We start from the raw sequence: 13,121 nt of genomic DNA, 5'->3' as shown, positions 1-13,121 counted from the left end.
AGCCATGACCGCGACGACCCCGACCCCCGCCCAGGCCACCGCCCCGTCCTCCGCGCAGTCCCCCGCCACCGCCCCGGAGTCGGAGTGGCTCCGCCTGGACCGCCAGATCTGCTTCTCCCTGCACGCGGCGTCCCGCGCCTTCAACAGCGTCTACCGCGTGATCCTCAAGGACCTCGGTCTCACCTACCCGCAGTACCTGGTGATGCTGGTGCTGTGGGAAGAGGGCGACCTGCCGGTCAAGAAGCTCGGCGAGCACCTCCGCCTGGACTCCGGCACCCTCTCCCCGCTCCTCAAGCGCCTGGAGACGGCGGGTCTGGTGCACCGCGAGCGCAGCACACGGGACGAACGCTCGGTGGACGTACGGCTGACGGAGGCGGGCTCGGCGCTGCGCGAGCGGGCGTTGGAGGTGCCGCGCCGGATCGTCTCGGCGACCGGCTTCGACGTGGACGAGATCCGCGACCTGAAGGCCCGCCTGGACCAGTTGACGGGCACTCTGGACGCGGCCGCCCTGGAGGAGGGTTCCTGCTGACCGCGCCGCGGTTCACGGCTGACCGTCGGCGCCCCGGATCGGCCGCACGTACAGCCGCAGCGCGATCCGGTCGACGACCGTCTCCTCGCGCAGCACGAACTCCTGGTTCAGCACGGCGAACTTGGCCCGCTCCGTGGGCAACCGCGGCCGGTATCCGCGCGCCATCGCGTACTTCTCCACCACCGCCCACACCTCGTCGGCCCCCGCCAGCCGCCGCCGCAGCGTCCCCACCGTCACCTCGCGCCCGTACAGGGTCCCCGACCGCGGCCCCGACTCGGCCAGCGCCACGTCCCGCGTGCCCTTGAAGTCGGCGGGATAGGCGAGCTGCGTCCCGCGCGCGTGGGACGGCAGGAACAGCACCGGGTCACCGGGGCGCAGCGTCCGGGCCACCGCCCTCGCGACGGCGCCGAGATCGTCGGGCCGGGTGCCCGGCACCCGGTCCGCGCGCAGCAGCGGGATCTGGTGGGTGAAGGCGAGGACCACCGCCAGCACCCCGGCCAGCGTGAACACCGGCGACCTGGGCGCGGTCGCCGTGCCCTGGGACCAGAGCCGGCCGAGCAGCGTGGCGACCCGGTCCGCGCCGAGCGCCACCAGCAGGGGCGCCCCGGCCAGCGCGTACAGCACATACCGGTCGACGTACAACGGTGTGACCTGTGAGGCGAGCATCAACGTCACCGGTGGCAGCACCGCGAGCGGCAGCGCGACCGCCGCGAGCGTCACTTCGCCGCGCCGGCCCACCAGCCGGGTCAGCCCGAGCAGGCCCAGCGCCAGGCACGCCCAGTACACCCCGTCGGTCGGGCCGAGATACTGGCGCAGCAGCTCCTGCGCGGTCTCCACGTCCGGCTCCGTCAGCCAGGCCACCTGCGCCGACTGCGCGTGCGAGACGGCGACCATCGGCAGCAGCGACAGCACGACGCCCCCGGCCGCGCAGCACCACCCCCGCCACACCCTTCCCGACGAACGGGCCAGCGCCAGGGTTCCCGCGTGGGCGAGCAGCAGCAGGACGGCGAACTCGTGCAGCCAGCAGGTGACCGCGAGGACACCGCCGTACCACGCCCAGGCCCGCAGGCCCTCCCGCGCCGCCGCGCGGACGAACAGCAGGGTCGCGCCGGTCGCTCCGGCGGCGACCAGGGCGTAGGAGCGGCCTTCCTGGGCGTAGTGGCCGACCAGGGGCGTGACCGCGAACAGCAGTCCGGCCCACAGGCCGACGCGGGGCCGGGCGAGGCGGGCGCCGAGGGCGGCCACCAGGCTCGCGGTGACGGCGGCCGCGCACACCGAGGGCAGCCGGAGGTCGACCTCGCCGGGGCGGCCGGGGGCGGCGCCGAGCACCACGTGCATCAGCAGGTAGTACAGGCCGTGCACCGCGTCGACGCCGTGCAGCAACCGCCAGATCTGCGGCACCGTGCGCCCGGCGACCTGGTAGGTGACGGCCTCGTCGCGCCACATCCCGCCGCGGTGCAGCCCCCAGAGCCCCACCGCGAACATCACCACCCCGGGAACCCCCACGGCGACGGCCCACCGCACCCGGCGCCGCCGCCCGGACGCCGGTCCGGCCGATGATGCGGCCGGTGATCCGGCCGGTGATCCGGAGACCAGCGGTTTCGGTTCCGGTTCCGGTCGACCGGACGAAGCCGGCCGGCCGAAGTCCCCCCTCCGTCTTGTCCGCTGATGTGCTTTCACGAGAGGCCCGATACTCACCACGGCCCGATCTTTTGCGATTAGCCAACCTTTGCCGGGTATTGACGGCGTATCGGCATGGATACACCATCCGGGCGGCTTACGCTCACCGTTGATGAATCACCGCCCGTACGCCCCGCTCCCCCGCGCCCCGTTCGCCTCTCCTGTTCGACTCCCGCGCCTCCCCGGGCTCTCCCGGCTCTCCCGGCTCCTGGGGATCGCCGCCCTCTGGCTCGCCACGCGCGCGCTGATGCTGTGGCTCCTCGCCCACAACAACGAGCGACTCCTGGGACACGGAGCGGTCGCGCGCGAAGTATGGCGGTTGTACTTCCACTGGCACGGCGTGCTGGCGCACGGCGCGTTCCCGGCGCACGACACGTTGTGGCAGTACCCGCCGGGCGCCGGCGCGGTGCTGCTGGCGCCGGGGGTGGTGCCCGGGCTCAGCTACTTCCAGGCGTTCGTCGCCCTCACCCTGGCCACGGACGCGCTGGTCACGGCGGCACTCGCGCGCGCGGGCACGCGCTCCGGACGCACCCTGCTGGGCGCGGCCCTGTGGACCGGCGGCCTCCCGCTCCTCCTGCACCTCCCGCTCGCCCGCTACGACGTGGAGGTCACCGCCTTCGCCGTGCTCTCGCTGCTGGCGTTGTCGCGCTCCACGCGTGCGTGCGGGACGCTCGCGGCCCTGGGCGCGCTGGTGAAGGTGTGGCCGGCGCTGGTCCTGCTGGGCGTGGAGCGCGGCCGCCCCACCCGCTCGGCATGGCTGTCCGCCGCCCTGGCCGGGAGCGCGACCCTCGCCGTGTTCGCGGTGTCGTTCCGCAACCCGCTGGCCTTCCTGCGCCAGCAGGGCGGCCGGGGTGTGCAGATCGAGTCGCTCGGCGGCACCGCGCTCAGCCTCGCGCGGCACGCCGGCTGGCGGGGCACGGTCCGCTACCGGTACGGCGCGATGGAACTCGTCGGCCCGCACGTGCACGCCGTCGCGACCGCGTCCCTCGTGCTCACCGCGGCCGCCTTCGCGCTCCTGCTGGCGTGGCGCGTCCGCGCCCGGCACTGGACCCGGGCCACCCCGTACGACGCGGCCCTGAGCGCGGTGCTCCTGTTCACCGTCACCAGCCGGGTGATCAGCCCCCAGTACATGATCTGGCTGCTCGGCCTGGCCGCCGTGTGCCTGACCTCGCGGCACACCAGCCAGCGGCCGGTCGCCGCCCTGGTCGTGGCGGCGACGGCAGTCAGCTCCGTCGCCTACCCCGCCTTCTACGGCGAGGTCGTCGGCTGCACCTGGACGGGCTGCCTGCTGATGCTCGCCCGCAACGGCCTGCTCGTCGGCGCCGCCGCCCTGTCCCTGACCCGTCTGTGGCGCGCCACCCGCCGGCCGAAGGGCACCGCGCACAGCACGTCGGTCACCGGGAGTCACCTCAGCCGTCCCCGGTTGTCGGCGGCACCTGCTTCACTGAGAGGTGACTGACGACAAGGTGCCTGACGAACACCACGGGCCACTGACGGAGGGGACCGCCACTCATGACCTGGCTGATCACCGGCGGCGCCGGTTACATCGGGGCGCATGTCGTACGCGCGATGACCGAGGCGGGCGAGCGGACGGTGGTCTACGACGACCTGTCCACCGGCATCGCCGAGCGGCTGCCCGAGGACGTGCCGCTGGTGACGGGTTCCATCCTGGACGGTGAGACCGTCGCGCGCGTGCTGGCCGAGCACGAGGTGACCGGGGTGGTGCACCTGGCGGCGAAGAAGCAGGTCGGCGAGTCGGTGGAACTCCCCCTGCGCTACTACCGCGAGAACGTCGAGGGCCTGCGCGTCCTGCTGGAGGCGGTGACGGAGGCGGGGGTCCCGTCGTTCGTGTTCTCGTCCTCCGCGGCGGTCTACGGCATGCCGGACGTCGACCTGGTGACGGAGGAGACGCCGTGCCTGCCGATGTCGCCGTACGGCGAGACCAAACTGGCGGGCGAGTGGCTGGTCCGCGCCACAGGGCGGGCCACGGGCCTCGCGACGGCCTCCCTCCGCTACTTCAACGTGGCGGGCGCGGCGAGCCCCGAACTGGCCGACGTCGGCGTCTCCAACCTGGTCCCCATGGTCTTCGAGAAGCTCACGCGGAACGCGCCCCCGCTCGTCTTCGGCGACGACTACCCGACGCCGGACGGCACCTGCGTGCGTGACTACATCCACGTGGTGGACCTGGCCGAGGCGCATGTGGCCGCGGCCCGCGCCCTCCAGGCCGAGCCGGGCCGCTCCCTGACCCTCAACATCGGGCGCGGCGAGGGCGTCTCGGTCCGCGAGATGATCGACCTCATCAACACGGTCACCGGCTACGACCTCCCCCCGACCGTCGCCCCACGCCGCCCCGGCGACCCGGCCAGTGTGGTCGCCTCCGCCGACCGCATCGCCACGGAACTGGCCTGGAAGGCCAAGCACGACGTCCAGGACATGATCACCTCGGCCTGGCAGGGCTGGCTCCGCCTGCACCCGGAGGCGGTCCGGGGCTGAGCCGCCGAAAGCCCCGGACGCGCGCGGTGATCACGCCGGTCAGCAGCGGGATCCGGCACGCGGTAGTGACCGGCACCCCCACCGGTGCGACGCCGGCGCCGGCGAGCCGTACCGGTTTCGCCGCGGCCGGCGGTCGGAGGATGCCGGGCGACGTCCCGAAACCGTCTCCGGCGCCACCGGACCGGCCGGCCGCCGCCGTGGGCCCCGGCCGCGCGGTTCACAGCGCCTTGAGCGCCTCCGCGGTCCCGCGGGCCAGCGCCGCCAGGTACCCCTTCGGCAGCTTCGGGGTCCGGATCACCACCGAACGCCAGTACAGCGGGCCGGAGATCAGATCCATGGCCAGGTCGTCGTCGAGGTCCGTGGCGAGTTCGCCCCGGCGCTGCGCCGCCTCGATGATCTTGCTGGCGACACCCTCCTGGCCCTGGCGCAGCGTCTTCTGCATGGCCTCGGCGATGTCGGGGTTGCGGGCCGCCTCGGCCTGGAGGTCGGGGATGATCTGCGAGGCGACCGGGTGGCGCAGCGCGCGGGAGGTGACCTCGTACAGCAGGCGCAGGTCGCCCTCCAGGGAGCCGGTGTCGGGCGTCGGCAGGCCCAGTACGGCGAGGGCCGAGACGACGTCGAGCACCAGGTGCAGCTTGGAGCGCCAGCGGCGGTAGACGGCGGTCTTGCCGACGCCCGCGCGGCGCGCGATGCCCTCGATGGACATCCGGGCGTAACCGACCGACGCGAGTTCCTCGAAGACGGCGGCCCGGATGGCCTCGGTCACGTCCTCGCGGAGGACGGCCGCCCCGGCGGGGGCGCGTCGGCGCGGACGCGTCTGGGACTCCTCGGCGTTCGTCGTCATGCCCCCAGCATAGGGGCGTAACGACGAAACGGTTGCGTTCCGACGACACTCACCACCCGATCGCCACACCCGCCCGGCATCGAACCTCTCCCAGCTCACCGCCATGGTGAACGCGGCTCCGAGCCGCCGCCCGCAACGAATCGATCGCGGCCTGACCTCGGAAGTGTCACGACGCACAGGCTTCCGTGACGACGAAACGGTTGCGTTCCGACGCCGACTCGGCCTACGCTCCCGTTGCGACGAAACGGTCCCGTCCCGACGTGAGAAAACGTGAAGAAAAGCGTAAGTGAACGCCGGGTGACGGGGCCGGGCGACCAGCCGGACGCCGCAGCACCCCCACCCCCCGAGTGAAAGCAGCGGATGTGACCCAGGTTCTCCACACACCGCCCCCGACTCCGGTCACGGCCGAGGACGACCTCGCGGCGCTCGCCGCCCGGCACGGCCTCTCGGTCAGCGGCGCCCGCCCCTCCCTGCCGGCGTACATCCGCCAGCTGTGGGACCGGCGCCACTTCATCACCGCTTTCGCCACCGCCAAGCTCACCGCCCAGTACGCCCAGGCGAAGCTCGGGCAGGTCTGGCAGGTCATGACCCCGCTGCTGAACGCGGCGGTCTACTACTTCATCTTCGGTGTCCTGCTGCACACCAAGAAGGGCGTGCCGGACTACATCCCGTTCCTGGTCACGGGCGTGTTCATCTGGACGTTCACGCAGAGCTCGATCATGGTCGGCACCCGCGCGATCTCCGGCAACCTCGGCCTCGTCCGGGCCCTGCACTTCCCCCGGGCCGCGCTGCCGATCTCCTTCTGCATCCAGCAGCTCCAGCAGCTGCTGTTCTCCATGGCCGCCCTGGTCGTCATCCTGCTCTGCTTCGGCGTGCCGCCGGCCGCCTCCTGGCTGCTGGCGATCCCGGCGCTGGTCCTGCAGTTCAGCTTCAACACCGGCGTGGCGATGATCATGGCCCGCTGGGGCGCCAAGACCCCGGACATCGCCCAGCTGATGCCGTTCGTGCTGCGCACCTGGATGTACGTCTCCGGCGTCATGTGGAACATCGACAAGCTGACCGGCAACCACAGCGGCCTGCCGAGCTGGGTGAACCCGGTGCTCAAGGCACAGCCCGCCGCGGTCTACATCGACCTGATGCGCTACGCCCTGATCGACAGCTTCCACGCGCACCAGCTTCCGCCCCACGTCTGGATCCTCGCGACCGGCTGGGCCCTGCTCGCGGGCGTCGGCGGCTTCATCTACTTCTGGAAGGCTGAGGAGACGTACGGCCGTGGCTGAGCACCCGAACGACACCCCCATCCCCACGGTCGTCGCCGACAAGGTGGACATCGTCTACCGGGTCCACGGCACCGGCGCCGGCCGCGGCTCCGCCACCGCCGCCCTGAACCGCATGCTGCGCCGCAAGCAGGCCGAGAAGGCGGCGGGCACCCGCCTGGTGCACGCGGTCAAGAGCGTCTCCTTCGTCGCCTACAAGGGCGAGGCGATCGGCCTCATCGGCACCAACGGCTCCGGCAAGTCCACCCTGCTCAAGGCGGTCGCCGGCCTGCTCCCGGTGGAGAACGGCGCCATCTACACCGACGGCCAGCCCTCCCTCCTCGGCGTCAACGCCGCCCTGATGGGCGACTTGACCGGTGAGAAGAACGTCTACCTCGGCGGCCTCGCCATGGGCATGTCCCGCGAGGAGATCAAGGACCGCTACCAGGACATCGTCGACTTCTCCGGCATCAACGAGAAGGGCGACTTCATCACCCTGCCGATGCGGACCTACTCCTCCGGCATGGGCGCCCGGCTGCGCTTCTCCATCGCCGCCGCCAAGGACCACGACGTGCTGCTCATCGACGAGGCGCTGGCCACCGGGGACGCGTCCTTCCGGATGCGCTCCGAGGAGCGCATCCGCGAGCTGCGCCAGCGCGCGGGCACGGTGTTCCTGGTCAGCCACAACAACAAGTCCATCCGCGACACCTGCGAGCGGGTGCTGTGGCTGGAGCGCGGTGTGCTGCGCATGGACGGCCCGACCGAGGAGGTCCTCGCCGAGTACGAGTCCTTCACCGGCGACAAGTCCGACAAGACGCAGCCCAAGCCGGCGGCCACGCCGCCGAAGCAGGCCGACCCGGTGACCGCCGCCCCGGCCACCTGATCCTGCCGCACGCGAAAGGCGCCCCGAGCCGCACCGGCCCGGGGCGCCTTTCGCGTCGTACGGCTACGCGTGCGTGCGCAGCAGCGTCCGCATCGTCCGCATGGCCACCGACAGGTTGGCCAGGTCGAAGGAGTCCGAGCTGCGGATCTCCTCCAGGGTGGTCCGGGCCCGGCCCAGGATCGCCGCGTTCTTCTGCTCCCAGGCCTGGTAGCGCTGCTCGGGCGTCGACGTGCCGTCACCGGCGGCGAGGACGTCGGCGGTGAGCATCGCGTGGGCCGCGTACAGGTCCTCGCGAATGGACGCGCGGGCCATCGACTGCCAGCGGTCGGCGCGCGGGAGCTCGATGATGCGGTCCATCAGCTGGGTGACGCCGAGGCGGTCGGCGAGGTCGTAGTAGACCTCGGCGACGTCCAGCGGCTCCTTGCCCGTGCGGTCGGCCACCGAGACGATGTCCAGCGCCGGGAAGGCCGAGGAGAAACCGGCCACCCGGGTCGCCAGCTCGTCCGGGACACCGGCCGCCGACAGCTCGTCGTACACGTGCTGGTACCACTCCAGGTCCGCGCCGCGCAGCAGCTTCGGCAGCTGCTGCCAGACCTGTTCGACCCGCTCGGAGAAGAAGTCGACGGTCTCCAGGAGCTGCAGCGGCTGCGGCCGGTTGTTGAGCAGCCAGCGGGTGCCGCGCTCGACCAGCCGCCGCGAGTGCAGCCGGATCCGGGTCTGCACGGCCGCGTCGACCTTGTTGTCGAGTTCCTCGACGGCGTCCCACACCGGCGCCGAGCGGAAGATCGCACGGGCCGCGGTCTGCGCCCGGACGATCTCCTCCAGGGAGGCCCCGGTCTCCTCGCGCAGCCGGTGCAGGTAGGTCGTACCACCGGTGTTGACCGTGTCGTTGACCAGGACGGTGGTCGTGATCTCACGGCGCAGCGGGTGGGTGGCGAGGGCGGCGGCGAACCGCTCGCGCAGGGCCGTCGGGAAGTACGCGTGCAGCAGACCGCTCAGGTACGGGTCGTCCGGCAGCGTGGTGGCCAGCAGCTCGTCGGCGACAGTGATCTTCGTGTAGGCCAGCAGGACGGCCGTCTCCGGGCCGGTCAGGCCCTGGCCGGTGCCGATGCGCTCGCGGATCTGCCGGTCGGTGGGCAGGAACTCCAGGGCGCGGTCCAGGTGGCCCTCCCTGACCAGGTGGCGCAGGAAGCGCTGCTGGGCGTGGAGCATGTCCCCGGACTGGGCGAGGGCGTTGGCGATGGCCACGTTCTGCGCGTAGTTGTTGCGCAGCACCAGGGAGCCGACCTCGTCGGTCATCTCGGCGAGCAGCTTGTTGCGCTGCTTGACGGTCATGTCGCCGTCCGCGACCACTCCGTTGAGCAGGATCTTGATGTTCACCTCGTGGTCGGAGGTGTCCACCCCGGCGCTGTTGTCGATCGCGTCGGTGTTGATCTTGCCGCCGCGGCGGGCGAACTCGATCCGGCCGAGCTGCGTCAGGCCCAGGTTGCCGCCCTCGCCGACCACCTTGACGCGCAGGTCGGCGCCGTCGACGCGGATGGCGTCGTTGGCCTTGTCGCCGACGTCGGCGTTGGACTCGGTCGACGCCTTGACGTAGGTGCCGATGCCGCCGTTCCACAGCAGGTCGACCGGCGCGTGCAGGATCGCCTTCATCAGGTCGGCCGGGGTCAGCTTGGCGACCTTGTCCTCGATGCCGAGGGCCTCACGGATGTGGCTGTTGACCGGGATGGACTTGGCGCTGCGGGGGAAGACGCCGCCGCCCGCCGAGAGCAGTTCCGTGTTGTAGTCGCCCCAGCTGGAGCGGGGCAGTTCGAACAGGCGGCGGCGCTCGGCGTAGGAGGTGGCCGCGTCCGGGTTCGGGTCGATGAAGATGTGCCGGTGGTCGAAGGCGGCGACCAGCCGGATGTGCTCGGAGAGCAGCATGCCGTTGCCGAACACGTCACCGGACATGTCACCGATGCCGACGACCGTGAAGTCCTCGCTCTGGGTGTCGACGCCCAGCTCCCGGAAGTGCCGCTTCACGGACTCCCAGGCACCGCGCGCGGTGATGCCCATGCCCTTGTGGTCGTAGCCCGCGCTGCCGCCGGAGGCGAAGGCGTCCCCGAGCCAGAAGTTGTAGCTGCCGGCGACCTCGTTGGCGATGTCGGAGAACGTCGCCGTGCCCTTGTCGGCCGCGACCACCAGGTAGGTGTCGTCCTCGTCGTGCCGGACCACGTCCTGCGGGGGCACGACCTCGCCGGCCACCATGTTGTCGGTGATGTCGAGCAGCGCCGAGATGAACGTCTTGTAGCTGGCGATGCCCTCCGCGAGCCACGCGTCCCGGTCCTTGGCCGGGTCCGGCAGCTGCTTGGCGACGAAACCGCCCTTGGCGCCGACCGGCACGATGACGGTGTTCTTCACCATCTGCGCCTTGACCAGGCCGAGGATCTCGGTGCGGAAGTCCTCACGCCGGTCGGACCAGCGCAGACCGCCGCGCGCGACCTTGCCGAAGCGCAGGTGCACGCCTTCGACACGCGGCGAGTACACCCAGATCTCGAACGCCGGGCGGGGCGCCGGCAGGTCGGGGATGGCCTGCGGGTCGAACTTCATGGAGACGTAGGAATGGGGCTTGCCCTCGGCCGTCTCCTGGAAGAAGTTGGTGCGCAGGGTCGCCTTGATGACGGTCAGGAAGGACCGCAGGATGCGGTCCTCGTCGAGGCTCGCCACCTGGTCGAGCGCCGCGTCCAGCTCTTCGAGGAGGGCGTCGACGATCTCCAGGCCGGCCTTCTGCCGGTCCGGCGACATCCGCGCCTCGAACAGGGAGACGAGCAGCCGGGTGGTGTGGACGTTGTTGCGGAGCGTGGTCTCCATGTAGTCCTGGCTGAACGTGGAGCCGGCCTGGCGCAGGTACTTGGCGTACGCCCGCAGCACCATCGCCTGCCGCCAGGTCAGCCCGGCGCTCAGCACCAGCGCGTTGAACCCGTCGTTCTCCGCCTGTCCGGTCCAGGTCGCCGCGAACGCCTCCTGGAACCTCTCACGGCCGTCGTCGCCCAGGTAGTCGCCGCTCGCGGCACCCGAGGACTTCGGCATGCGCAGCCCGAAGTCGTAGATCCACGCGGTGGTCCGGTCCGAGCAGCGCAGCTCGTAGGGCCGCTCGTCGATCACCTCGACGCCGAGCGTGTTGAGGACCGGCAGCACCGCGGACAGGGAGATCGCCGCGCCCTTGCGGTAGATCTTGAAGCGGCGCTCGCCGGGTGCGGCGCCCACCGGCTCGTAGAGGCTGAGGGCGAAGTCGTTGCCCGTCTCCTCGGTGAGCCGCTCCAGGTGGACGAGGTCGGCGACCGCCGCGCGCGGGGTGTGGTCGGCCTTGTAGCCCTCGGGGAACGAGTTGGTGTACCTGCGCTGCAGCTCGGCCGCGCGCTCCTCGCCGAGCTCCGCGTTGAGCGCCTCGGCGAAGCCGTCGGCCCAGGAGCGGGCCGCCTCGACCAGGCGGGCCTCGATGCGGTCCTTGTCGACGTCGGCCAGCTCGGGCAGTTCGGTGCCCTGCGGGACGCGGACCACGAAGTGCAGCCGGGACAGGATCGACTCGGTGTTCCAGGCCGTGAAGTCGACGCTGGTGCCGCCGAGTTCCTCCTTGAGGATGTCGATGATGCGCAGCCGGACGCCGGTGGTGTAGCGGTCGCGGGGCAGGTAGACGAGGGCCGAGTAGTAGCGGCCGTACTCGTCCTGGCGCAGGTAGAGGCGGAGCCGGCGGCGTTCCTGGAGGTAGAGGACGCTGGTGACGATCGACTCGAGCTCGGGGACCGGGGTCTGGAACAGCTCGTCGCGCGGGTAGGTCTCCATGATCTGGAGCAGGTCGCGGCCGTCGTGGCTGTTGGGCGAGAAGCCGGCCCGCTCCAGGACCGCGTCGACCTTGCGCCGGATCACCGGCACCCGGCGCACCGACTCGGTGTACGCGGCGGACGAGAACAGCCCGAGGAAACGCCGCTCACCGACCACGTTGCCGTCCGCGTCGAACTTCTTGACGCCGATGTAGTCCAGGTACGACGGCCGGTGCACGGTCGCCCGGCTGTTGGCCTTGGTCAGGACGAGGAGCTTGTGCTCGCGGGCCTTGGCGCGCGCGTCGGCCGGGAGCCGCTCGAAGGACGGGCTGACGGGGTGGCCCTCGTCGACGGCGTGGTGCGGGTCGGAGCGCAGGATGCCCAGGCCGGTGCCGGGCACGGCGGCCAGGGAGTCGTCCTCGCGCAGCTGGTACTCGCGGAAGCCCAGGAAGGTGAAGTGGTCGGCGGCCAGCCAGCGCAGCAGCTCGCGGGCCTCCTCGACCTCGGGGCGCGGCAGGTCGGCGGGGACCGGTTCGTCACCGAGCTGCTCGGCGACCCGGGCGGCGCACTCCCGCATCTTCTCCCAGTCCTCGACGGCCTCACGGACGTCGGACAGGACGCGCAGCAGGTCGGAGGTGATCTGCTTGAGGTCGGCGCGGTCGGTCTCCCGGTCGATCTCGACGTGGATCCACGACTCGATGTGCGTGTCGTGCGGCAGGTCCTCGCCGGCGGCCGGGGTCGGCAGCACCTCGATCAGCTTGCCGGTGAGGTCGCGGCGGACGACGAACTGGGGGTGGATGACGACGTGGATGCCACGCCCCTGCCGGGTCAGCTCGTTGGTGACCGAGTCGACGAGGAAGGGCATGTCGTCGGTGACGACCTCCACCACGGTGTGGCTGCAGGTCCACCCGTTCTCCTCGACGGTCGGGGTGTGGACCCGGACGTTGGCGGTGCCCTGCGGACGGGTCTCGGCGAGACGGTAGTGCGAGACGGCGGCGCCGAAGACGTCGACCGGGTCGCGGTCGGCCAGGTCCTCCGGTGCGGTGTGCAGGTAGTAGCGCTGGAGGAACGTGAGGACGGACTCCTGGTCCACCTCTCCCGTCGTCCCGGTCGGTAGATGGGCCCCGGCCGGGCTGTTCTCAGCTACCCGGGCGGCCCGATCGAGCAGCTCGGCCTTGGCTTCGTCCAGCTTGGTCTGCATTGTCCTCTGGCTCCTGTCGCGCGCCATTGCGTGACGTAGAAGGAAGTACGGGCTCTTCCCCCTGCGGCTCGACGCCACGGCCGGGGTCTCCGGTCTGCTTCGACGCTATGCCGCAGGGTGAGACGAGCGGGGGGTATTCAGCCATTCTCGACGGGCCCCGAGGGTGTGACGTCGCTCTCGGCGCCACCACTGCCAGGGCCGTCGTCGACGCCCTCCGCCTGAGAAGACCAGCGACCGCCACCCGGTCACGGAGTTGTTCCGTGCTCACCGGGCGCAGGGCAGGGGCGACGCCCCCGCGAACTATCGCGCTGATCACGCCACCAGGCTATCGCCCATGACCGGGGGCCCGTCATGAGCCGTATGTGTACAAAACAGGGGGTGCAAGTTTGACGTTCTGCACAGCGACGACCGCACACGCAGGCAATAGCGCGGTAA

8 protein-coding genes are annotated in these 13,121 nt (G+C 71.4%); 5 read left to right on the top strand and 3 right to left on the bottom strand.

Annotated elements, in window-relative coordinates; translation table 11 throughout:
* Positions 1-4 precede the first annotated feature (4 nt).
* Entirely contained in the window at positions 5-529 is a 525-nt protein-coding gene (locus AB0G52_RS04890; protein WP_361333752.1) for a MarR family transcriptional regulator, read from the top strand.
* A gap of 12 nt (positions 530-541) precedes the next feature.
* Here the strand turns inward: AB0G52_RS04890 and AB0G52_RS04885 are convergent, their stop codons facing one another.
* A complete protein-coding gene (locus AB0G52_RS04885) occupies positions 542-2,035 on the bottom strand; it encodes a glycosyltransferase family 39 protein (protein ID WP_132890486.1) in 1,494 nt (497 codons plus the stop codon).
* A gap of 421 nt (positions 2,036-2,456) precedes the next feature.
* On the opposite strand from AB0G52_RS04885, the gene AB0G52_RS04880 reads away from it, so the two are divergent.
* The gene (locus tag AB0G52_RS04880) at positions 2,457-3,668 is read left to right on the top strand and encodes a glycosyltransferase family 87 protein (protein ID WP_361334429.1); all 1,212 of its coding nucleotides are present in this window, start codon (positions 2,457-2,459) and stop codon (positions 3,666-3,668) included.
* Between the two features lie 53 nt (positions 3,669-3,721).
* Entirely contained in the window at positions 3,722-4,702 is a 981-nt protein-coding gene (galE, locus tag AB0G52_RS04875; RefSeq protein ID WP_132890484.1) for a UDP-glucose 4-epimerase GalE, read from the top strand.
* A 217-nt stretch (positions 4,703-4,919) separates the two neighbouring features.
* Here the strand turns inward: galE and AB0G52_RS04870 are convergent, their stop codons facing one another.
* Positions 4,920-5,546 carry a TetR/AcrR family transcriptional regulator gene (locus AB0G52_RS04870; protein WP_132890483.1) on the bottom strand — a complete coding sequence of 209 codons (627 nt, stop codon included), beginning with the start codon at positions 5,544-5,546 and terminating at the stop codon, positions 4,920-4,922.
* A gap of 362 nt (positions 5,547-5,908) precedes the next feature.
* Between AB0G52_RS04870 and AB0G52_RS04865 the strand changes: the two genes are divergently transcribed.
* Together AB0G52_RS04865 and AB0G52_RS04860 are read left to right on the top strand one after the other, a co-directional pair.
* On the top strand, positions 5,909-6,826 hold the full coding sequence (locus AB0G52_RS04865; protein ID WP_132890482.1) for an ABC transporter permease: 918 nt from the start codon (positions 5,909-5,911) through the stop codon (positions 6,824-6,826).
* A complete protein-coding gene (locus AB0G52_RS04860; protein ID WP_361333747.1) occupies positions 6,819-7,685 on the top strand; it encodes an ABC transporter ATP-binding protein in 867 nt (288 codons plus the stop codon). Before AB0G52_RS04865 ends, AB0G52_RS04860 begins: the two co-directional genes overlap by 8 nt.
* A gap of 63 nt (positions 7,686-7,748) precedes the next feature.
* On the opposite strand, the gene AB0G52_RS04855 is transcribed toward AB0G52_RS04860, so the two are convergent.
* Positions 7,749-12,686: an NAD-glutamate dehydrogenase gene (locus tag AB0G52_RS04855; RefSeq protein ID WP_361333744.1), complete on the bottom strand. Its 4,938-nt coding sequence runs from the start codon at positions 12,684-12,686 to the stop codon at positions 7,749-7,751.
* Positions 12,687-13,121: the final 435 nt, after the last annotated feature.

It is taken from the genome of Streptomyces sp. NPDC021562 (assembly GCF_040640875.1).
GTDB lineage: Bacteria > Actinomycetota > Actinomycetes > Streptomycetales > Streptomycetaceae > Streptomyces.
The sequence above is the reverse complement of the archived record's forward strand: the minus strand, read 5'-3'. Positions and strand labels throughout refer to the sequence as shown.